The sequence below is a fragment of the Streptomyces macrosporus genome, assembly GCF_039533145.1.
Taxonomy (GTDB): Bacteria; Actinomycetota; Actinomycetes; order Streptomycetales; family Streptomycetaceae; genus Streptomyces; species Streptomyces macrosporus.
The window spans coordinates 346,218-367,006 of the sequence record NZ_BAAASZ010000051.1; the positions used below are offsets into that span (position 1 = coordinate 346,218).

A 20,789-nucleotide genomic window follows, 5' to 3' on the forward strand; every position below is an offset into this window, starting at 1 on the left:
GCGGCCGATGCCCCGTGGCCGGGAATTTTTTCCACCGCGGGGAACTCCGCCGCGCCTCCCCCGCCGGGGGAGTGTGACGCTCGACACTGCCCGGACCCGCCGGCGGCGCGCTCAGAACAGGCTCAGCAGCGCCTCGACCGGGTCCGGGGACTTGGTCCCGCCGTCCTGGGGAAGGGAGAGTTCGAACCAGACGATCTTGCCCCGGGGGGTGCGGCGGCTGCCCCAGCCCGCGGAGAGCAGGTCGACGAGTTGCAGGCCGCGTCCGCCCTCGTCGGTGTCGCGGGCGCGGCGGCGGCGCGGCTGGACCAGGCCCGCGTCCCACACCTCGCAGACCAGGGTGCGGTCCAACAGCAGACGCAGCCGGATGTCCCCCTCGCCGTGGCGCAGGGCGTTGGTGACCAGTTCGCTGACGAGCAGTTCGGCGGTGTCGCCGAGGTCGTCCAGCTTCCAGTCGGCGAGCTGACGGCGCGCCAGCTCGCGGGCGCGGGCGACCGAGCGGGGCTCGGAGGGCAGCTTCCAGTCCCCCACCGATCCGGCGGGCAGCCCGTGGATCCGGGCCAGCAGCAGGGCTATGTCGTCCTCGCCGTGGTGGGTCTCCAGGGCGCCCAGCACCTCGTCGCAGACGTCCTCCAGCGGACGTTCGGGGCCCGTCAGGGTGGTGCGCAGGGCCTGGAGCCCCTCGTCCAGCGGCTGGTGGCGGGACTCCACCAGGCCGTCGGTGTAGAGGGCGAGCAGGGCGCCGTCGGGCAGCTCGACCTCCATCTCCTCGAAGGGCTCGCCGCCCACGCCCAGCGGCACGCCCTTGGGGACCTTCAGCAGTCGCGCGGGCAGCCCGCCGCCCGGCTCGACGAGCGCGGGCGGCAGGTGCCCGGCGTTGGCGAAGGTGCAGCGGCGGGTGACGGGGTCGTAGACGGCGTAGATGCAGGTGGCCAGGTAGACCTCGGCGAGGTCGGTGGACCTGCCGCCCGCGGGGAGGGCGTCGGCTCTGCCGGTTCCCTCGCGGCGCCCGCCGCGGGGGGCGCCGAGCCCCCGGGCGATCTCGTCGAGGGCGCCCAGCACCTCGGCGGGCTCCAGGTCCAGCATGGCCAGCGTCCGTACGGCCGTGCGCAGTTCGCCCATGGCCACGGCCGCGCGCAGTCCGCGTCCCATCACGTCGCCCACCACCAGGGCGGTGCGGTGGCCGGGCAGCTCTATGACGTCGAACCAGTCGCCGCCCACCTCGCTCGCGGCGCTGCCCGGCAGGTAGCGGCAGGCGATGTCGAGCCCGGCGGCCTCCGGGTCGTCCGGCGGCAGCAGGCTGCGCTGGAGGATGAGCGCGCGCTCGTGCTCCCTGCGGTACAGCCGCGCGTTGTCGACGCACACGGCGGCGCGGGCGGCCAACTCCGCGCCGAGGGCGGCGTCGCGCTCGCCGAAGGGCTCGCTGCCCTTGGTGCGGGAGAACTGGACCAGCCCCAGCACCCGGCCGCGCGCGACCATCGGCACGGCGAGGGTGGACTGCACCAGGGTGCCCGTGGCGCGCTGGACGCGGGCGGTGCGCAGGGCGTCGGCGTAGGGGGAGCCGGGAGGGTAGCGGTGGATGCTGCCGAGTTCGACGGGCTCGGGGTCGGGATCGCCGGTGGTGTGGTGGCCGAGCGTGATGGGTCCGTCGGAGACGGCGCTGGCGAAGGCCACGCGCCGCAGCGGACGGGTGCCGTCCGGACCCTCTCCCGCGCGGGGGTCCTCGCCGGAGAACACCTCGGGGAACAGGTCCACGGAGGCCAGGTCGCAGAACTGCGGCACGGCGACGTCGAGCAGTTCGCGGGCGGTGGTGTCCAGGTCGAGGGAGTTGCCTATTCGGGCCCCGGCGGCGTTCAGCAGGGCCAGGGCCCGGCGTACGTCGTCCGGCTTTCCCGCCTCGGCTGGAATGTCGCTCAACGCCGCCCCTTCCTGTACCGGTCCGGCACCCGGGCTCAAGGCGCCCGGACACACCGGTCCCGTTCACCGCACGGTCCCCGCCACCTTTCGACGGAGTTCCGAGCCAGTCCCGTTCCTCCTCTCTCCTAACCGGACGGAGTCGACTCGAACCACACGCCGCGGCGGTGTGGCCGTGCGGACCGGCCCGACGGCGAAACCGCTGCCCAGAGCGGAGACACGTTGCGTGGCGCATTTTTCCGGTGTTCTCGATACAGCGTCAAGGCGCAGGTGAGGCCATGGTTCCGGCGGCCCGGCGGTGGGAGCGAGCCCAGTGCCCTCAGGGCAGCGGCAGTTCGAACCAGACGGTCTTGCCGATCGGTCCGTGCCGCGTCCCCCAGCGGCGCGCGCCGCGGGCCACGAGCTGGATGCCCCGCCCGCCCTCGTCGTCCACGCCGGCGGCGCGCTCGCGGGGCGGCGCGGGCAGCGGGTCGGAGACCTCCACCAGGAGGGAGGAGCCGCGCACCATCCGTACGCCGATGGGGCCGTGGGCGTGGCGCAGGGAGTTGGTGACCAGTTCGCTGACCAGCAGCACCGTGTCGTCGACGAGCGCGTCCAGGCCCCAGTCGTGCAGGGTCTTGCGGACGGCGTCCCGGGCGCGGCGCACGGCGAGGGTCTCGGCGGGGAAGGCCCAGGAGGTGACGCTGCCCTCGGGGAGCCCGCCGAGCCGGACGAGGAGCAGGGCCACGTCGTCGACGGCGCCGGGGACGCCGGGGGTGTCGGACTCGTCGCCCGGGTCCAGGCCGGCGAGGACGTGGTCGCAGACGTCCTCCAGGCAGGCCCGGACCGGGAGGCTGCCGAGCAGGGACACCAGGCGGTCCAGCCCCTCGGTGATGTCCTCCCCCCGGTGCTCGATCAGCCCGTCGGTGTAGAGGACGAGGACCGCCCCGTCCTCCACGGTCGGGCTCACCGGCTCGAACTCCACGTCGTCCACGCCCAGCGGGGGGCCGACCGGGACCTCCACGGGGACGACGTCCCAGGTGCCGTCGCCCGCCGCGGTGAGCAGCAGCGGTGGCACGTGTCCGGCCACGGCGAGGGTGCAGTGGCGGGTGGAGGGGTCGTAGACGGCGTAGAGACAGGTGGCCATCAGGGGTTCGTCGGGCCCCTGGGCGAGGTCGTCGGCGAGGTCGTTGACCCGGCGCAGCAGTTCGTCGGGCGGCAGGTCCAGCCCGGCCAGGGTCCGCACCGCCGTGCGCAGCCGGCCCATGGTGGCCGCGGCGCGCAGCCCGTGGCCCATCACGTCGCCGACGACGAAGGCGACCCGGCCGCCCGCCAGGGGGATCACGTCGAACCAGTCCCCGCCCGCCTCGGCGTCGGCCTCGCCGCCGCTGTTGCCGGGGACGTAGCGGTAGGCGACCTGCACGCCGGGCGGGGAGGGGACGCGCTGGGGCAGCAGGCTGCGCTGGAGCATCAGGGCGCTCTCGCGCTCGCGGGTGTAGAGGCGGGCGTTGTCCAGGCTGATCCCGGCGCGTCCGGCCAGTTCCGTGGTGAGCGCGAGGTCGTCGCGGTCGAAGGCGACGCGCCCGCCGCCGCGGCCGAGCACCAGCAGCCCCAGGACGGTGCCGCGGGCGCGCAGGGGAACGGCCATCAGGGAGTGGATGCCCAGGTCGAGGGCGACCCGGACCCGGGGGTCCTCGGGGTGGCCGGCGGAGAGCAGCTCCTCCTGCGACATCACCAGATGGGGTACGGCGGAGGTGAGCACCTTGCCGAAGATCGAGCCCGACTCGAAGGCGATGTCCTGTCCGATCCGCAGCAGGTGCTCGACGGCCGGGCCGCGGTCCTTGGCCTCGGCGCCCAGTTGGAGCAGCGGGATCTCCGGCGGCTGGTCGGGGTGGGGCAGCTCCCCGCCGTACGCGACGGCGCCGTGCAGCATCACGCTGGAGTAGTCGGCGAAGCGGGGCACGAGGGAGTGGGCGAGCTCCTCGGCGATCCTGCGGACGTCGAGCAGGTCGCCGAGGGCCACCCCGACGTCGTCGAGGAGTTTCAGCCGCTGGCGGGCGCGCTCGATCTTCTGCATCGCGTCGCGCCGCTCGGTGACGTCCATGATCGTGGAGCTGATGCCGAGCACGCGCCCGTCGCGGCCGGTGAGCCTGCCGTACGACACCGAACGCCAACTGTGTCCGTCGGGGCCCAGGATGACGGTGTCCACCACGGACCGGCCGGTCTCCAGCACGAGCTTCTGGATCTGGGCGAGGTCGTCGGCCATGCGCCTCGGCAGGACTTCGTGGAGCGTCCTGTCGAGGATGTCGGGGATCGGCTTCCCGATGATCCGGGACAGCGCCTCGTTGACGCGGACGTACCGCTGCTCGGTGTCGAAGATGGCGATGCCCAGCGGGGAGGTGGCGAAGAGGGCGTCGAGGGCGGCGAGGTCGTGCTCGACGGCGCGCAGCCGGGAGGTCTCGACGATGTTGGCCAGAATGAACGGTTTGCCGTCCGACGGAGTGAGCAGGGAGGCCCGGGCCTCGACCTCCACGGTGTGACCGTCGAGGTGGCGGACGCGGAGGGTGCCGCGCCAGTACCGCTCGTTCCGGAGGGCGGCGTAGATGCCGCCGGCCTCCACAGAGGCGGTGATGGAGGAGGCGTCGGGGACGAGGTAGTCGCCGTAGTAGCGGCCGATCATGCGTTCGGCGGGCCAGCCGAGGATCTCCTCGACCGTGGGGCTCCACAGCAGCACGTGCCCGTCGGTGTCGAACATGACCGCACCGACGCGGAGGGTGTCGAGCAGCGATGTGGCCACTCGTTCGACCGCGCCCTGGAATGACTTGGGGGTGTCACTCACGCCGTCCCCGTCCACGCTCGGGTCATCGTCAGGTCGTCATATCCGGACAATGAGGACTAAATGTCCATATACCCGATTGTGCCTGGGGTCAGGCTTGATCACCGCCCACGCGCCGCAGGCGCTCGACGATGTAGCGCCGCTCTTCCGCTCCCCCGTTCAGCCCTTTCGCGCCGGAGGCGCCCCCCGCTCCGGTCCCGCTCAGACGCTCGGCCATGCCGTGCGCCTCGGCGCGGGTGGCGTACCGGCCGACGCAGTAGCGGTTGCCGTTCGCGTCCTGCCGGATCACCATCCAGGGCAGCGCGATCCCGCTGTCGCTCATCGCACGCTCCCCGCACCCCGCGCCCCGTGCCGCGCGCCGTCCCCTGACGATCTACCGGTCCGCATATGCCCGAGCCTACGCCCGGACCTCACTCACCGCATTCGCCTTGGCACAATGCGGCATGATTTCGGCCACGTGTGCGAGTGCCGGAGGGGGCGCGCGAAGCGTCTCAGCGCACGGGGAGGTGGTACACCATGCGGTGCCGATCCGCCGGGACGACCACGTCCGCCGTCTCCACCGGGCGCCCGCCCGCGCGGTACGTCCGCTCGATCACCAGTACGGTGTGCCCCGGCACCCCGCCCAGCTCGATCATCTCCTCCGCCAGCCCCGGACGGGCGCCGACCTCCTCCACCACGTTGTCCACGACCAGGTCGACGGCGGCCATCCTCTCGACCACCCCGCGACCGCCGAGCGGCCCCTCCTCCGGCAGCATCACGGGGGTGCGCCCGGTGATGGCCAGCGGCTCCCACGAGGTGGAGAGCATCGAGGGCTCCCCGTCGACCCGGAACAGATAGCGGGTGCGCATCACCCGCTCCCCCTCCTTGATCCCCAGCCGCTCCGCGATGGCGGCACTCGCCTCCTGCTGCTCGCTGTGGGACTCCCAGGTGCCGCTCACCGCGTCGTCGGCCTGCTCCTGCCGGAACGGGTTGGACTCGCCGACCGCCCGGTAGCCGGTGCGGATCACCCTGCGCGGCACGGGCCGCTCGCGCACGTACGTGCCCGATCCGGAGCGGCCCTCGACCAGCCCCTCGGCCATCAGCACCTTGCGCGCCTCCAGCGCGACGGTGTCCGAGACGCCGTACTCGGCGCGGATGCGCGCTTGCGACGGCAGCCTGGTGCGCGGCGGGAGCGTGCCGTCGACGATCTTCCGACGGAGATCCCCGGCCACACGCAGATATGCGGGCTGCTCACCGAAAGGCACGTGCCCTCCCAACGGCTTGACGGTGAGCAACAGGGTGACAACGGACGGTTTCCACCCGCAACAATCGGCCACGGTTTCACCCGATGTGATGAAGCGCTGCTCAGGACGGATTCCGTTCCCGGGGCCGGCCGGCGGGCCTCACGCCTCCTCCGACGGTCCTCCGACGGTCCTCCGACGGCCCTCGGTCGGCCCGCGCGGACACGGCGCGTCACCGAAGGATTCGCCGGGGCGCGGAGGGGGCACAAGGGCGGGCACACGGGAGCACACGAGGGGCACGGAAGGGGCACGGACGCGTTCCGCGCCGTCGCCGCGCCCCGGGTCACCGCCTCGCCGAGCCGCGGTCGAGCGGCCCCGCGCGGGCCGGGGTTCGCATCGGGGACGGATCCGTGCATATGCCACACGAGCGTACCCATGGGGCGGAATCTTTCCTTCTCCGGAGAAGCTTCAGTCGGCGTCCGCTTATCCGCCCAGTAATTTTCGTCCCGCCTCCCGACCGATCGAAAATCGTGCGGCATTGATCGGATCAACTCGTCGACCCACCCAAACGAAGCATTTCATTCCGCTTCTTCCCCTGCCTTGTTTGTCGCTTTCGTACACCTGTCATCAGGCGTTATGGACGCTTTACGACACGTGATCTCCATGACTCCCGCATTTCACGGGGACAGAATGGGATGGCCAACCGGGCCGCACGGCCCGACAACAAGATCGAACAAAGCGAAAGCGAAAGCGAAAGTGCCGATGAAGTACATCTTCACCTCCTTTGTGTTCGCACTCGCTCTCACCGGCCCGGCCGCCCTGGAGCAGGTCTCCCGGTCCGAGGCGACCGGATACACGGTCACGGCGGGAAGCACTGTCACGAACGACCTGGGCTGGGGCTGAAGAACTCCGCACTCCAAGCGCTCGACGCGAATACCGCTCCCCCGGAACGAGAGGGGAAGGGCGGCGTGACGGCAGTATTCGGCCACCAATCCCACACGAGAACCGAAGGAAAGCAATCACAATGCCCCGATCCCATGCTCCCGTCGTCCTCGTCTCCGAGAAGCTGAGCGACGCGACCCTCGACGTCCTGGGCCCCGACTTCGTGGTGCGGCACTGCGACGGCGCGGACCGCGACGCGCTGCTCGACGCCGTCGTCGACGCCGACGCGCTCCTCATCCGCTCCGCCACCAAGGTCGACGCCGAGGTGTTGGCGGCCGCCGGGAGGCTCCGCATCGTCGCGCGCGCCGGGGTCGGCCTGGACAACGTGGACGTGGCCGCGGCCACGGACGCCGGTGTCCTGGTGGTGAACGCGCCGACGTCCAACATCGTCAGCGCGGCCGAGATGGCGGTGGGGCTCCTGCTCGCCACCGCCCGGAACATCGCCCCGGCGAACAGCGCCCTCAAGGACGGGGAGTGGGCCCGCTCGCGGTACGCCGGGGTCGAGCTCGCGGGGAAGACCGTCGGTGTCGTGGGACTGGGGCGCATCGGCGCGCTGGTCGCCGAGCGCCTCGCGGCCTTCCGGATGAAGGTGGTCGCGTACGACCCCTACGTGAAGCCGGAGCGGGCCACGGAGCTGGGCGTCGAGCTGCTGGACCTCGACAGCCTGTTGGAGACGTCGGACTTCGTCACCGTCCACCTGCCGAAGACCCCGGAGACCATCGGACTGATCGGGGAGGAGGCCCTGCGCAAGGTGAAGCCGAGCGTCCGGATCGTCAACGCGGCCCGCGGCGGCATCGTGGACGAGACCGCCCTGGCCCTCGCCCTGAAGGAAGGCCGCGTGGCCGGCGCCGGCATCGACGTCTTCGAGTTCGAGCCCACCGTGGAGTCGCCGCTGTTCGACTTCGAGTCCGTGGTCGTCACCCCGCACCTGGGCGCCTCGACCTCCGAGGCCCAGGAGAAGGCCGGCGTGTCGGTCGCCACCTCGGTGCGGCTCGCGTTCGCCGGCGAGCCGGTGCCGGACGCCGTGAACGGCTCCTCCTTGGCGGACATGGGTCGATGACGCGCCCGTCGCCGTCCGGCCCCCCTTCCGTCCACGACGTCGTGGGCGTCGGCTTCGGGCCCTCGAACCTCGCCCTGGCGGTCGCGCTCCGGGAGCACAACGAGGGAGCGCGCCCCGGTGACGACGTCACCTCGGTCTTCCTGGAGCGCCAGGAGCGTTTCGGGTGGCACCGGGACATACTGATCGACGGCGCCACCATGCAGGTCTCGTTCCTCAAGGACCTCGCCACGATGCGCAACCCGATCAGCCGCTACGGATTCCTGTCCTACCTCCACCACAAGGGCCGCCTCGTCGACTTCATCAACCACCGGGAATTCTTCCCCAGTCGGGTGGAATTCCACGACTACCTGGAGTGGGTGGCCGCCGAATTCGCCGAAGAGGTCTCCTACGGGGAGGAGGTCGTCGAGATCCGCCCGGTGCACCGGGGCGACGAAATCCCGTTCCTCGAAGTGGTGTCCCGCAACACCCGGGCCCACGGCACGACCACGGTCCGCACGGCCCGCAACGTCGTACTGGCCACCGGATTGGTGCCGTGTCTTCCCCCGGACGTCACCGAATCCAAACGTGTATGGCACAGCAGCACCCTGCTGTCCTCGCTGGACACTCTGGCGAAGTCGGAGGTGCGGCGCTTCGTCGTGGTCGGCTCCGGGCAGAGCGCCGCCGAAGCCGCGGAATTCCTGCACCGCGACTTTCCCGGGGCGGAGGTGTGCGCCGTGTTCGAGCGGTACGGCTACAGCCCGGCGGACGACAGCCCCTACGCCAACCGCATCTTCGACCCGAAGGCCGTCGACCTCTACTTCGAGGCCGACGGCGACCTGAAGCGCCGACTGCTGGAGTACCACCGCAACACCAACTACTCCGTGGCGGACCTGGACCTCATCGAGGAGCTCTACCGACGCGCGTACCAGGAGATGGTCCGGGGCGAGGAGAGGCTGCGGATCCTCAACGTGTCGCGCGTGGTCCGCGTCGAGGACACGGGCGACCACGTCGACGTCACGGTGCGGAACCTCGCCTCCGGCGAGACCGTCGACCTCCGGGCCGACGCGGTGGTGTACGCGACCGGGTACCGCCGGCCGGACACGGGTCCGCTGCTCGCCGGCGTCGAGGAGCACGTCGAGCACGACGAGCGGGGCCTGCCGCGGGTCGCGCGCGACTACCGGGTGGTGTGCGCGGAGCGGGTACGGGCCGGGCTCTACCTGCAGGGCGGCACCGAGCACACGCACGGCATCGCCAGTTCCCTGCTCTCCCTCTCCGCCGTACGGGCGGGGGAGATCCGCGACTCCGTGCTCGAACGGCGTCACGGCTCCCCCGTCGAAGCGGCCGCTCCGCGGTGAGCGCCGCCCCACCCGGCGACGCGTACCGCGCGGTGCCGGTCGGCGGGGAGGACGGCCGCGGCGGCGAGGGCGCCGGCGCGGCCGGGATCGGCACGCGCGGGCTCGTCGCCTTCTACGTCACCAGCCTGATCGGCGCCGGCGTGCTCGGCGTTCCGAGCGTGACCGCCTCCGTGGCGGGCCCCGCCTCGGTCCTCGCCTGGCTGGCCCTGGCCGTCGCCTCGTACCCGATCGCCGTCATGTTCGCGGAGATGTCCGCCCGCCACGTCGACTGCTCGGGCATCAGCGCCCTGATCCGCAGCGGCCTCGGCGGACGCGCCGGCGACACCGCCAACGTCCTCCTGGTCCTGGTGTACGTGGTCGGCAACCCGGTCATGGGCGTCATCTCGGCCCGCTACTTCTGTCATCTGGTGGGGGCGGACGAGACGTGGGTGATGTACGTCGCCATCGGGTTCATGGCGCTCTCGGTCGCCTTCAACCGGATGGGGATCGTCATGGGCGCCCGGGTCCAACAGGCGGCCCTCGTCGTGCTGTTGCTGTGCCTCGCGGGCGCGGTCGTGCTGGCCGCGCCCGCGATGTCCGCGGAGCCGTTCACGCCGTTCGCCCCCCACGGGTGGGCCGCCGTGGGCACGGCGGCCGTCATCGCGTTCTTCTCGTTCCTCGGCTGGGAGAACGTCTCCGCCGTGGCGGAGGAGGTGCGCGACCCCGCCCGCTCCTTCCGGCGCGCCATCCGTGTCGCGGTGCCCGTCGTGGGGCTGGTCTACGTGGCGGTGGCCGCGGCCTACCTGGCCGTGCCCCGGCCCGCCGGGACGATGGTCCTGTCCGCCCTGCTCGAACCGGGTCTCAGCCGGACGTCCGTCGTCGTCGGCGACCTCGTCGCCCTGACGATCGTGGTGGTGGCGACGAACGCCTGGGTCCTCGGCGCCTCGCGGCTGACCCTCGCCGCGGCGCGCCAGGGCCTGCTGCCCTCCGCCCTCGCCCGGGTCGCCCCGCGCACCGGGGCGCCGGACCGGGCGCTGTTCGCCCTCGCCGTCGGATACACGGCCGTCCTCGCCGCCATGGGCCTGTCCGGCCTCGGGGAGGACCGCATCGTCGTCCTCACCAGCGCCGTCTTCCTCCTCCTCTACATCGCGTCCGCCGTCGCCGCGCTGCGCGACCGCCCCACCCCGGCCATGCGGTACGGCTCCCTGGCCACCGGTGCGCTCGCGGTGTTCTTCCTCCCCTTCACCGGCGTCGCGCTGCCCGTCGCCCTCCTGCTCGCCCTGGCCGCGTGGCTCGTCGCGGTGCGCCGGCGCAGATCGCGGACCGTGTCCTCCCGTGCGAAAGAGGCCAAATGATCACGAAGCTGCGAATCGACCAGACCGTGGCCCGGGCCGAGTTCGGCATGCGCTGCCAGCGGCTCGTCCCCTGGAGCACCGCCGGGGACGAACCTCCCCTCGGGGCCATGGCGTGCTTCCTGGAGCCCGGTGCGAGCTCGGCCCCCGACTGCCACGACCAGGACGAGGTCATGATCGTCCTGTCCGGCGACGGGACCGTGGAGCTGGCCGGGGAGAGCACGCGGATCGGCACGGGCGAGGTCGTCGTGCTCCCCCGCAACCGGGAGCACGTCGTCCACAACCCGGCCGCGCCCGGGGCCACCACGCTGACCTGGGTGTCCGTCTACTGGCCGCTGCACGAGCCCACGCCGGGGGCCGCCTCGTGAGCGCCTCCGTGTGGATCACGGCCACCCCTCCCACCCCCAACGGCGACCTGCACGTCGGACACCTGGCCGGCCCCTACGTCGCGGGGGACGTGCTCAGCCGCTTCCTGCGCGCCGAGGCCGTGCGCGTCCTCTACACCACCGGGCTGGACGACCACCAGAGCTACGTCCCGGTGCGCGGGACCAAGGACGGCGACCGGAAGCCCGAGGAGGTCGCCGACGCGTACGGGGCGTCCATCGTCCGCACCTGGCAGGCCGCCTCCGTCGCCTTCGACCGGATCGTCCGGCCCCGCCGGGACGCCGGGTACGAGCGGGCCGTCCAGGACTTCTTCCGCGGCCTGTACGACGCCGGCCGCATCGTGCCCCGCACCGCCCCGCTGCCCTACTGCGTCTCCTGCGCACGGTGGCTCTACGAGGCGTACGTCGTCGGAGGCTGCCCCCACTGCGGCGCGTCCTCCAACGGCAACGCCTGCGAGGCGTGCGGCCGTCCCAACGACTGCGGGGACCTGACGGACCCGCACTGCGTGCCCTGCGGGGCCCGGGCCGAGTCGCGCCGGTGCGAGCGGCTGTACTTCCCCCTGTCCCCGTACGCGGACCGGCTCGCCTCGTACTGGGAGGAGGTCCGCATGCCCCCGCGCCTGCGGGCGCTGTGCGAGCGGATGCTCGCCGACGGGCTGCCGGACGTCGCCGTGACGCACCCGGCCGACTGGGGCGTGCCCGTCCCCGTGCCCGGCTTCGAGGACCAGCGCCTCCACGTCTGGTTCGAGATGGCGCCGGGCTACCTGTTCCAGGCCGCGGAGCTCGCGGACGGCGGTGCGGACACCCGTCCCGTGCAGTTCTTCGGGTTCGACAACGGCTACTTCCACGCCGTGCTCTTCCCCGCGCTGTTCGCCGCGTGCGGGCGGACCGGGGCCATGGCCGCCGGGTTCGAGGTGAACGAGTTCTACCGGCTGGAGGGACGGAAGTTCTCCACCAGCCGCCGGCACGCCGTCTGGGCCGACGAGGCCGTCGAGCGGTGCGGCGGCGACGTGCTGCGCTACCACGTCTGCGCCGACCGCCCCCGGGGCCGGGAGACCGACTTCGACCTGCCGGCGCTCGACCTCAGCCGCCGGCGCCTGCACTCCCTGTGGAACGGGTGGCTGGAGAGGCTGTTCGACGCGGTCGACGGAGCGTGCGGCGGACGGGTCCCGGAGGAGGAACCCGGCGGTCCGGGGTGGGAGTCGCTGCGCGGACGGCTGCTGCGCGCGCTGGCGGAGCTGCGCGAGGCGTACGGCCCCGGCGACTTCGACCCCCGGCGGGCGGTGGCGCTCCTCGACGAGATGATCGCCTGCGTCACCGACTTCTCCCACGTGCACGCGCACGAGAGGAACCGCCCCGGAGGGGACGCGTCCCACCGTGCCGCCCTGGCCGCCGAACTCGCGGTGGCGGCGGCGGTGTCGGCGTGGGCCGCGCCCGTGATGCCCGACGGCGCCGCGCGGCTCTCGGCCGCCCTGGGCCTGCCCGCCGGCCGGCCGGTGACGGCCGAGGCCCTCTCCGTTCCCCGGGCCGCCACGCGCCTCGCCCCTCCCGAGGGACCGGTCTTCGGTGCCCGGTAGCGTCCGCGTCGCGGTGGTGGGACCGTTCAGCGGCCGGCGGGCGGCCTGGGGCGGGCCGCTGCGCGACGCCATGGCCCGGCACGCGGCTCCGGCACTGCGCTGGGAACCGTTCGACGACGTCGGCGACGCCGACGAGGGACCGCGCCGCGCCCGGGAGATCACGGCCGACGGCGGTTACGCGGCGGTCGTCGGGCACTTCAACAGCGCCGGCGCGCAGGCCGCGCTGCCCCTGTACCGGCGGGCCGGACTTCCGGTCCTGCTGCCCCTGGCCACCCGTCCGGGGCTGCTGGACGGCGCCGACGGCTGGGCGCTGCGCTGGTGTCCGGACGACCACGGCCAGCTCCGCGCGCTCGCCCGGGCCGCGCACCGGCTCGGGCGCCGCCGTCTGCTGGTCGCGCACGACGGGAGCGACTACGGCCGCGCCCTCGCCGAGTCGTTCGCGTCCCTCCCCGCCCCGCCGCTTCCCGTGGCTCCGCTCCCGGCGCTCCCGGCGCCCCCGACCGTGCCGCGCCGCGGCGGTGGCCCCGCCCTCGACGGAGCGACCGCCGTGGCGGTCTGCGGCACGCACTTCGGGGTGGCGGCCGTCGCCCGGGAACTGCGCGGGGCGGGCTTCGACGGTTTGCTCCTGGCCACGGACGACTGCGCCGTCGAGGAGTTCGCCGACCTCGCGGGGCCCGCCGCGCGGGGGATGCTCGTGGCCAGGCTGTCCGGGGGCGCGCCCGGGCGGGTCGAGGCGGCCTTCGCGGCCCTCGCGACGGCACTGGCGCGGGACCCCGCCGCCAGGGGCGCCCGACTGCTCGCGGCGGTGCGCGCGGCCTCCGGTACCGCCTTCACCCCGGCGGGTGAACCCGTGTTCCCGGACGGGGGAACCGGCGGCTGGGAGGTCGTACCGGTCGCCGTGCCCGACGACCGTCCGCGTCCGCCGTCCCCGCCACCGGCCGGGGGCGGGGCGGACTTCTTCGACGTGGCCGTCGTCGGGGCCGGCGTGGTCGGCTCGGCCGCCGCGGCGGCGCTCGCGGAGGCGGGCGCCTCCGTCGTCCTGGTGGACGCGGGAGCCGCCGTGCCGCCGGCCACGCACTGGTCGGGCGGGCTCGTCCGGGCCTACGACCCCGACCCGGCCGTACGGGCCCTGGCGATCCGCAGCCACCGGCTCCTGTGGGGGCTGCCGGCCGAGCGCACCGAGGCGTACGGCTTCCGGCGCACCGGCTCCCTCGTCCTGCTCGGCCCCGGTGACCTGGAGGAGGCCCGGCGGGGGATCGACGAGCTGCGGGCGGGCGGCGTCGAGGCGGAGCTGTTGACCGCCGACGACGTCGCCGCGCGCTGGCCCGGACTGGACGCCCGGCACACGGCCGGCGCCGTGTGGGAACCCGGCGCCGGCCACGCCGACCCCCGGCGCGCGGTGGCCGTCCACCGGGACGGCGCGAGACGCCACGGCGCCTCGGTGCGCGACGGGTGCGCCGTCCGCGACATCGCGCCGTGCCCCGGCGGGGCCGTGCTGACCACGGACCGCGGCCCCCTCACGGCCCGGGCGGTGGTGGTCGCGGCCGGGTCCGGAACACCCGCGCTGCTCGACCGTCTCGCCCCGGCCGGGAGCGCCCCGGCCTCGTTCGTGACCAGGCGCATCCGGTACGGCCACTTCGCCGGCGGGCACCCCTCGCCCGCGGTCGTGGACCTCGTCACGGGGGTCTGGGGGCGTCCCGCCCCCGAAGTCGCGGACGGGGCCCTGCTCGCCGGGCGCCCGGTCGACGAGTGGGGCCACGAGCCGCGCGGCGGGGACCGTCTGACGGAGGACCAGGCGGCGTACATCCGCGCCGGGGCCGCCCGCGTGTGGCCGTGGCTCGCCGAAGCCCCCTGTCTGGGCGGTCGTCACGGCACGGATCTGTACGGCGAGGGCGGGCCGTTGCTGGGGCCGGTGCCGGGGCGGATCCGGACGGTCGTGGCCGCTCGCTGGTCCGGGGGCGGCTTCAAGACGGCGCCCGCCGCCGCGGAGTACATTGCACACGCGGTGCTCGGCGCCGCCTCGCCCGCTCGCCCCGAAGAGAACGACGAGGAGCCCCGATGAGCACCACCCTCTCCGTACGGACCGCGACGGTCGCCGATCTGCCCGCGGTGACCGACCTGTTCCTGCGGTACCTGGAGTTCTACGGGGTCGCGGTCCCCGACGAGGAGCGCCCCGCGGCCTTCCTCGCGGAGCGGCTGAAGAACGGCGACTCGGTGGTCCTGCTCGCGGAGACACCGGCCGGGCCCGTCGGTTTCGCCCAGGTCTACCGCACGTTCTCCTCCCTCTCCATGGGGACCGTGTGGACGCTGAACGACCTGTACGTGCGGGAGGAGGCCCGGGGGGCGGGGGCGGGCCGCGCCCTGGTGCGGGCCTGCCTGGAACACGCCCGCGCCGCGGGGGCCGTCGGCATCCAGTTGGAGACGGCGCCGGACAACCACGTCGCGCAGTCCCTGTACGACTCCGAGGGCTTCGAACGCGAGCGGTTCGTCGCCTACCACCGCTCGCTGGACGGCTAGCCGGCACGGCTCCCGGGGCCGCCCCCGCGGGACGTCGGACGGCCCGCGGGTCGCGGGCCCTACCGGTCCCCGTCGCGCGCGGACACCGTTTCCGGGGGCGGCTCCGTCCCGGCGCCCGTCCCGGCGCCCGGTCCGACGTCCGCGCCGTCGCTCCGGGCGGGCACCGACCGCGCAAGGGTGTCGTCGTACTCCCGCAGCAGGTATCCGGCGTGGACCCGGCTCTTCGCCCCGATGCGCTCCATGATCTTCGCGATGTGGCGCTGGCAGGTCCTGACCGACATCCCCATGCGACGGGCTATCACCTTGTCCGGCTCGCCGAGGACGAGGAGCCGGATGATGTCCTCCTTGGTCTTGTCCGAGGCCAGGATCGCCTGGTCCCTGCCGAGGTTCTCCGGGAACTTCTCCCCCTGCCCCCACATGAGCTCGAAGGCGGAGACCAGGAAGGCGACCACGTTGGGCTCCCGGACGACCAGCGCGCCCCGCGGATTGTCCTTCAGCTCGATCACGGCGGTCTCCCGGTCGAAGGCGATCATCCGCATGAAGCCGTCCCCCAGGGTGCGCACCTCCGCCCCCAGTCGGGAGACGATCTCCACGTAGGCGACCGTGCTCGCGCTGAACTGCGCGGTGTGCTGGTAGAGGGTCCGCATCCGCACGCCGCGCTTCAGCAGTTCCTCGGTTCGGGCCATCGCCTCCTGCAGGACCTCCTCGGTCCGTCCGCCGCCGGGCTGCGAGGTGAGCACTTCGAAGCGCGCCTCGGCGGCGAGCCTGTCGAGCTGCTTGCGCACCGCCGTCACCTCGTGCAGCTCCTCGAAGGGCGGGCGGCGCAGCCGGCGTTCGAGGCCGCTCTCGTAGACCGGCAGGAGTTCGTCGCGTAACCGGTCCGCCGCGTGGCGCACGACCCGGGCGCGGTTGGCGATCGGCCGGGCCAGCTCCTCGGAGGCGGCGTCGGGCGGGACCGCGACGTAACGCAGCCCGCCGTCGCGCACCGGCAGCAGGAGCCGGCGCTTCAGCAGGCTCCGGACGGCCGCCTCCGCCTCGTCGGGCGCGACGACGTCCAGGTGCGGGACCTCTTCCCCGTCGATGCCGGACTGCTCCACCGCATATGCGTAGACGGTGAGTTCGGCTTCTGTCAGCGGGGAGAGCGAGGCGAGCTCCGGTACATCTGATATGTCCAATTTGTTCACCCGTCCTAATGGGCACATGCATATTCAGTATGCATGGCGCAGGTCTCTTTTCCGGAGGCGAAGTGACAGAGTGAACACGTCCCGCGCAGAGGCTCCCCGACGAGCTGAAGCCCGAACGAAAGGTACGGTTGGGCCGACTGTCATGGACGTTCAAAGCACACTCTTCGCCTCGTTCCTGTTGGCCGCGACGGTCGTCTGCGTCACACCGGGGCCCGACATGCTGTACGTCATGTCCTACGGGGTGTCACAAGGGCGTTCCGGTGGGGTGTCCGCGGCCGCCGGGGTCGCGGGCGGCATGTTCGCCCATGCCGTTCTCAGCGCCTTCGGCGTGGCTCTGCTCGTCTCGCGCCACCCCTCGCTCCTGACCGCGTTCAAATTCATCGGAATTTGCTACCTGATCTACCTCGGAATCTCCATAATCCGCGACCGATCAGATATGGCCGTCAATACGGCGAGATCTCGCCAAGCCTATGCGAAAATCGCCTACAAGGCGATGATCGTGAACCTGACCAATCCGAAGGTGATCGTCTTCTACGTGGCCTTCCTGCCGCAGTTCACCACACCGTCCGGCTGGCCGGTGTCGGCGCAGCTGTTCGTGCTGGGAACGATCTTCGTCGCGATCGGCTTCGCGGCGGACGCCGTCGTGGGCCTGGCCAGCGGCGCGCTCAGCGAGCGCTTCGCCTCCGACCAGGGCCTCGCGCGCAAGGTCAACGTCGGCTGCGGAATCGTCATGTTCCTGCTGGCCGCGGTGCTCGCCTTCGACATCTGAGATTCCCGGGCCTCCGCCTCGCCCTCCCGCGGTCCCGGTCCGCCGGGCGGTCCGGCCCGTCGTCCGTGGGCTCCCGGCGTGCCGTCCGGGCACCGCCCACCCGCTCCCGCACGCCCGTATCCGCCTCACCGACCAGAGGAATGCCGTGTCCGCAGCAGAATCCCCGTCACCGCCCGTGCCCGAGGACGTCAACGCCCTGCACCCGGGGCTGTGGCCGACGACCGCGGCCCTCGACGACCACGGCGTCCTGACGATCGGCGGAGTACCCGTCTCGGAGATCGCCGAACGCCACGGCACCCCCGCCTACGTCTTCGACGAGGTCGACTTCCGTGCCCGCTGCGCGGCCTTCCGCGAGGCCTTCCACGACTTCGACGTGTACTACGCGGGCAAGGCGTTCCTGAGCCGTACGACGGCCCGCATCGCGGAGGAGGCCGGCCTCAGCCTGGACGTCTGCACCGAGGGCGAACTCGCCTACGCCCAGGCCGTCGGATTCCCCGCCGAACGCATCCTGATGCACGGCAACAACAAGTCCGAGGCCGAGTTGGCCGCCGCGCTCGAATACGGGGTCGGCCGCATCGTCGTCGACTCCTTCGAGGAGCTGGACCGGCTGCACGCCTTGGTGCCCCACTTCCCCGGCAGCAGGCCGCGCGTCCTGCTGCGGGTCACCGTCGGCGTACGGGCCGACACCCACGCCTACATCGCCACCGCGCACGAGGACCAGAAGTTCGGCTTCTCCCTGGTCGGCGGGGAGGCCGAGACCGCCATCCGGCGCGTGCTCGACGACGGGCTCCTGGAGCTGCGCGGCCTGCACAGCCACATCGGCTCCCAGATCCTGGGCACGGCCGGCTTCGAGGCCGCCGCCAAGCGGCTGCTGGAGCTGCGGGCGCGCATCGCCCGGGAGGGCGCCGAGCTCCCCGAGCTGGACCTGGGCGGCGGCTTCGGCATCGCCTACACCCCGGCGGACGAGCCCACGGGACCCAAGGAGATGGCCGACATCCTGCGCACCGTGGTGGCCCGGGAGTGCGCGGCGCTCGGCGTCGGCGTGCCGCGCCTGGCGATCGAGCCCGGACGCGCCATCGCCGGCCCCAGCGGGGTGACGCTCTACCGGGTCGGAACGGTCAAGCACCGGCAGGGCATCCGCACGTTCGTCGCGGTCGACGGCGGCATGAGCGACAACGTGCGCACCGCGCTGTACGACGCCTCCTACTCGGTCAGGCTCGCCGGCCGCGTGTCGGACGCCGCCCCGGTGCTGGTCCGTGTCGTGGGCAAGCACTGCGACGCGGGCGACGTCGTGGTCCGGGACGACCACCTGCCCGGGGACGTGCGCCCCGGCGACCTGCTGGCCGTGCCGGGCACCGGCGCGTACTGCCGCAGCCTCGCGCACAACTACAACCAGATCCCCCGGCCCCCCGTCGTCGCGGTCGCCGACGGCCGGACGCGGGAGATCGTCCGCCGGGAGACCATCGCCGACCTGATGGGCCTCGACGTCGGCTGACCGCCAGGCGACGACGGACACGACAGCCCCGCACCGCATCGAGACCGGTCCCAAGGAGCGAGAGCATGACGAAGCGCCGCAGCGAAGACGCCTACACCAACAGCATCGAATCGCCGACCTACCAGAGCGCCTCGTACTACTTCGACGACGCGGAACACGTGAAGGCCGGACTGCACGACCTCTCCGTGCCCGCCGGCCGGTACGGCCGCTACTCCAACCCCACCTGGATAGAGGTCGAGAACAAACTCAGCGAGCTGAGCGGCGCCGACGGTTCGCTGGTGTTCGCCTCCGGCATGGCCGCGCACGTCACGGCCTTCCTCTCCCTCCTCAAGGAGGGTGACGAGGTGGTGCTGCCGTCCGAGTCGTACCGGCAGGTCCGCAACGTCTTCCACCACATCCTGCCGAAGTTCGGCGTCACGGTGCACGAGTTCTCGATCCGGGACCCCGAGAAGTTCATCGAGAACACGGCCGCCCTGCGCGGAAGGCTGCGGCTCGTCCACCTGGAGATGCCCTCCTCGCCCCATATGTACCTCATCGACGTGGCCCGGGTGCGCGAGGCCGTCGGTCCGGACGTGGTGATCACCCTGGACAGCTCCTTCTCGCCGCCGCCGAACTTCTACGCCCTGCAGTGGGGCGTGGACCTGGTCCTCTTCAGCGCCACCAAGTACCTGAGCGGCCACGGCGACATCGTCGCCGGAGTGGCCTCCGGCCGCGGGGACCTCATCGAGAAGCTCCGCTGGTACCGCGACACCACCGGCCCGATCACCGACGGCAACACGGCCTTCCTGCTCCGCCGCAGCCTCTACACGCTGCGGCTGCGCATGGAGCGCGTGAACGCGATGGGCCTGGAGGTCGCCCGCTACCTGGAGAGCCACCCGAGCGTGGCCCGCGTCTACTACAACGGCCTGTCGAGCCACCCGCACTTCAAGCTCGCACAGCAGTACCTCAACGGCTACGGGGGCGTGATCACCTTCGAGCTGGACATGACGGAGCAGCAGACGGCGCAGGTCGTCGACCGGCTGCGCGTGCCCTTCATGGCCTCCAACTTCGGCGCCCCGCACACCCTGGTCGAGCAGAGCACCTTCTTCACCTACTTCGAGTACTCGGACCGGGAGCTGGAGAGCATCGGGGTCCCCCGCGGAACGGTGCGCCTCGCGCTGGGGTACAGCAACGACACCGCGGACATCATCCAGGACCTGGACCAGGCCCTGTCATCGGTCCGGTGAACACCGCGGTCTGCGATCGGGCGTACGAGGCGGGCCCGGCACGGCCCTTCCTCACCCTTCCCGGCTTCCACCCGGGATTCGGCACCACGCTGAAGCTGGAGGCGCTCAACCCGTCCGGTTCGATCAAGGTGAAGACCGCGCGGGAGATGCTGACGGCGGCGGAGAGGCAGGGCCTGCTGCGCGCGGGAGACGCCCTGATCGAGTCGACCTCGGGGAACCTGGGCATCGCGCTCGCCATGATCTGCGCGGCCAAGGGATACCGGATCACGCTGGTCACCGACCCCAACACGCAAGCGCAGAGCGTCCGGCACATGCGGGCGCTCGGTGCCGAGGTCGTCGTCGTGGACCGGCGGGACGCCAACGGCGGCTATCTGCAGACCCGCATCGACCTGATCCGCGAACGGCTGCGGACCACGCCCGGACTCGTCTGGCTCAACCAGTACCGCAACCCCGCCAACGCCCGGGCCCACCGCAGGGACACCATGGCGGAGATCCTGGAGGGGTTCGGCGTGCCCGACTGGCTGTTCGTCGGCGTGGGCAGCAGCGGCACGCTCATGGGCTGCCTCGGCGCGGTGCGCGAACACCGCCTGCCCACCCGGGTGGTCGCCGTCGACGCACAGGGCTCGATCACCTTCGGCGGCGAAGGCGCCTCCCGGCACCTGCCGGGCCTCGGCAGCAGCAGGCGCCCCGAGCTCTTCCACGACGACGGCACCTTCGAGAAGGTCCGCGTCTCCGAACGGGACACCGTGCGCACCTGCCGGCGCGTGGCGCTCCGGTACGGGCTGCTCACGGGCGCCTCCACGGGCACCGCGCTGCACGCGGTCACCCTGCTCGGCGACCGGGTCGAACCGGGCGGCCGGGTGCTGGTGATCGCGCCGGACTCGGGAGAGCGCTACCTCGACACCGTGTACGACGACGACTGGGTCGCCCGCACCCTCGGGGCCGGGGCACTGGCCGACCGGGCCCCTCGCCCGCGCGGCCGTGCCGGCGCCCCGCTCCGCGGCGAAGCCCTCCACGGCTGAGAC

Annotated in this window: 15 protein-coding genes and 2 pseudogenes; 12 read left to right on the forward strand and 5 right to left on the reverse strand. The window is 72.8% G+C overall.

Annotated elements, in window-relative coordinates; all coding sequences use genetic code 11:
- Window positions 1–111: 111 nt before the first annotated feature.
- The 4 genes and pseudogenes from ABD335_RS29225 to ABD335_RS29240 form a co-directional block, all read right to left on the reverse strand.
- Window positions 112–1,944: pseudogene (locus ABD335_RS29225) on the reverse strand (ATP-binding SpoIIE family protein phosphatase); the annotation flags it as partial.
- Between the two features lie 286 nt (window positions 1,945–2,230).
- Window positions 2,231–4,729: a SpoIIE family protein phosphatase gene (locus tag ABD335_RS29230; protein ID WP_344328886.1), complete on the reverse strand. Its 2,499-nt coding sequence runs from the start codon at window positions 4,727–4,729 to the stop codon at window positions 2,231–2,233.
- Between the two features lie 88 nt (window positions 4,730–4,817).
- Window positions 4,818–5,048 (reverse strand): SPOR domain-containing protein, encoded by a 231-nt coding sequence (locus ABD335_RS29235; protein ID WP_344328889.1) that lies wholly within the window; start codon window positions 5,046–5,048, stop codon window positions 4,818–4,820.
- Window positions 5,049–5,217: 169 nt separating this feature from the next.
- The gene (locus ABD335_RS29240) at window positions 5,218–5,970 is read right to left on the reverse strand and encodes a GntR family transcriptional regulator (RefSeq protein ID WP_344328890.1); all 753 of its coding nucleotides are present in this window, start codon (window positions 5,968–5,970) and stop codon (window positions 5,218–5,220) included.
- Between the two features lie 738 nt (window positions 5,971–6,708).
- Here ABD335_RS29240 and ABD335_RS29245 point away from each other — a divergent pair.
- The 8 genes and pseudogenes from ABD335_RS29245 (at window position 6,709) to ABD335_RS29280 (ending at window position 15,090) form a co-directional block, all read left to right on the forward strand.
- Window positions 6,709–6,849 (forward strand): hypothetical protein, encoded by a 141-nt coding sequence (locus ABD335_RS29245; protein ID WP_344328891.1) that lies wholly within the window; start codon window positions 6,709–6,711, stop codon window positions 6,847–6,849.
- Between the two features lie 121 nt (window positions 6,850–6,970).
- Window positions 6,971–7,918: pseudogene (locus tag ABD335_RS29250) on the forward strand (hydroxyacid dehydrogenase); the annotation flags it as partial.
- 26 nt (window positions 7,919–7,944) lie between these two features.
- Window positions 7,945–9,282 (forward strand): lysine N(6)-hydroxylase/L-ornithine N(5)-oxygenase family protein, encoded by a 1,338-nt coding sequence (locus ABD335_RS29255; protein ID WP_344328893.1) that lies wholly within the window; start codon window positions 7,945–7,947, stop codon window positions 9,280–9,282.
- The gene (locus ABD335_RS29260) at window positions 9,279–10,616 is read left to right on the forward strand and encodes an APC family permease (protein WP_344328894.1); all 1,338 of its coding nucleotides are present in this window, start codon (window positions 9,279–9,281) and stop codon (window positions 10,614–10,616) included. Before ABD335_RS29255 ends, ABD335_RS29260 begins: the two co-directional genes overlap by 4 nt.
- Window positions 10,613–10,981, forward strand: a complete 369-nt coding sequence (locus tag ABD335_RS29265; RefSeq protein WP_344328896.1) for a cupin domain-containing protein — start codon at window positions 10,613–10,615, stop codon at window positions 10,979–10,981. Before ABD335_RS29260 ends, ABD335_RS29265 begins: the two co-directional genes overlap by 4 nt.
- Window positions 10,978–12,573 carry a methionine--tRNA ligase gene (locus ABD335_RS29270; protein ID WP_344328899.1) on the forward strand — a complete coding sequence of 532 codons (1,596 nt, stop codon included), beginning with the start codon at window positions 10,978–10,980 and terminating at the stop codon, window positions 12,571–12,573. The genes ABD335_RS29265 and ABD335_RS29270 overlap by 4 nt, the downstream gene beginning before the upstream one ends.
- Window positions 12,563–14,635 carry an FAD-dependent oxidoreductase gene (locus tag ABD335_RS29275; RefSeq protein WP_344328900.1) on the forward strand — a complete coding sequence of 691 codons (2,073 nt, stop codon included), beginning with the start codon at window positions 12,563–12,565 and terminating at the stop codon, window positions 14,633–14,635. The genes ABD335_RS29270 and ABD335_RS29275 overlap by 11 nt, the downstream gene beginning before the upstream one ends.
- A complete protein-coding gene (locus ABD335_RS29280; protein WP_344328901.1) occupies window positions 14,632–15,090 on the forward strand; it encodes a GNAT family N-acetyltransferase in 459 nt (152 codons plus the stop codon). The genes ABD335_RS29275 and ABD335_RS29280 overlap by 4 nt, the downstream gene beginning before the upstream one ends.
- A 59-nt stretch (window positions 15,091–15,149) precedes the next feature.
- On the opposite strand, the gene ABD335_RS29285 is transcribed toward ABD335_RS29280, so the two are convergent.
- A complete protein-coding gene (locus ABD335_RS29285; protein WP_344328902.1) occupies window positions 15,150–16,274 on the reverse strand; it encodes a LuxR C-terminal-related transcriptional regulator in 1,125 nt (374 codons plus the stop codon).
- Window positions 16,275–16,416: 142 nt separating this feature from the next.
- On the opposite strand from ABD335_RS29285, the gene ABD335_RS29290 reads away from it, so the two are divergent.
- The 4 genes from ABD335_RS29290 to sbnA all read left to right on the forward strand — a co-directional run bounded on the left by ABD335_RS29290 (window position 16,417) and on the right by sbnA (window position 20,786).
- Entirely contained in the window at window positions 16,417–17,043 is a 627-nt protein-coding gene (locus tag ABD335_RS29290) for a LysE family translocator (RefSeq protein WP_344328904.1), read from the forward strand.
- Between the two features lie 118 nt (window positions 17,044–17,161).
- Entirely contained in the window at window positions 17,162–18,538 is a 1,377-nt protein-coding gene (lysA, locus tag ABD335_RS29295) for a diaminopimelate decarboxylase (RefSeq protein ID WP_425583781.1), read from the forward strand.
- A gap of 65 nt (window positions 18,539–18,603) precedes the next feature.
- Window positions 18,604–19,764, forward strand: a complete 1,161-nt coding sequence (locus ABD335_RS29300; RefSeq protein WP_344328907.1) for a PLP-dependent transferase — start codon at window positions 18,604–18,606, stop codon at window positions 19,762–19,764.
- Complete coding sequence (gene sbnA / locus ABD335_RS29305; RefSeq protein ID WP_344328908.1) at window positions 19,761–20,786, forward strand: 2,3-diaminopropionate biosynthesis protein SbnA; 1,026 nt, start codon at window positions 19,761–19,763, stop codon at window positions 20,784–20,786. Before ABD335_RS29300 ends, sbnA begins: the two co-directional genes overlap by 4 nt.
- Window positions 20,787–20,789 lie beyond the last annotated feature (3 nt).

Excerpts from the sequence above, each read along its gene's own strand:
- ABD335_RS29235 (WP_344328889.1), bottom strand. The coding sequence starts at position 5,048 with ATGAGCGACAGCGGGATCGCGCTGCCCTGGATGGTGATCCGGCAGGAC.
- ABD335_RS29245 (WP_344328891.1), top strand. The coding sequence starts at position 6,709 with ATGAAGTACATCTTCACCTCCTTTGTGTTCGCACTCGCTCTCACCGGC.
- ABD335_RS29255 (WP_344328893.1), top strand. The coding sequence starts at position 7,945 with ATGACGCGCCCGTCGCCGTCCGGCCCCCCTTCCGTCCACGACGTCGTG.
- ABD335_RS29265 (WP_344328896.1), top strand. The coding sequence starts at position 10,613 with ATGATCACGAAGCTGCGAATCGACCAGACCGTGGCCCGGGCCGAGTTC.
- ABD335_RS29280 (WP_344328901.1), top strand. The coding sequence starts at position 14,632 with ATGAGCACCACCCTCTCCGTACGGACCGCGACGGTCGCCGATCTGCCC.
- ABD335_RS29290 (WP_344328904.1), top strand. The coding sequence starts at position 16,417 with ATGGACGTTCAAAGCACACTCTTCGCCTCGTTCCTGTTGGCCGCGACG.
- ABD335_RS29300 (WP_344328907.1), top strand. The coding sequence starts at position 18,604 with ATGACGAAGCGCCGCAGCGAAGACGCCTACACCAACAGCATCGAATCG.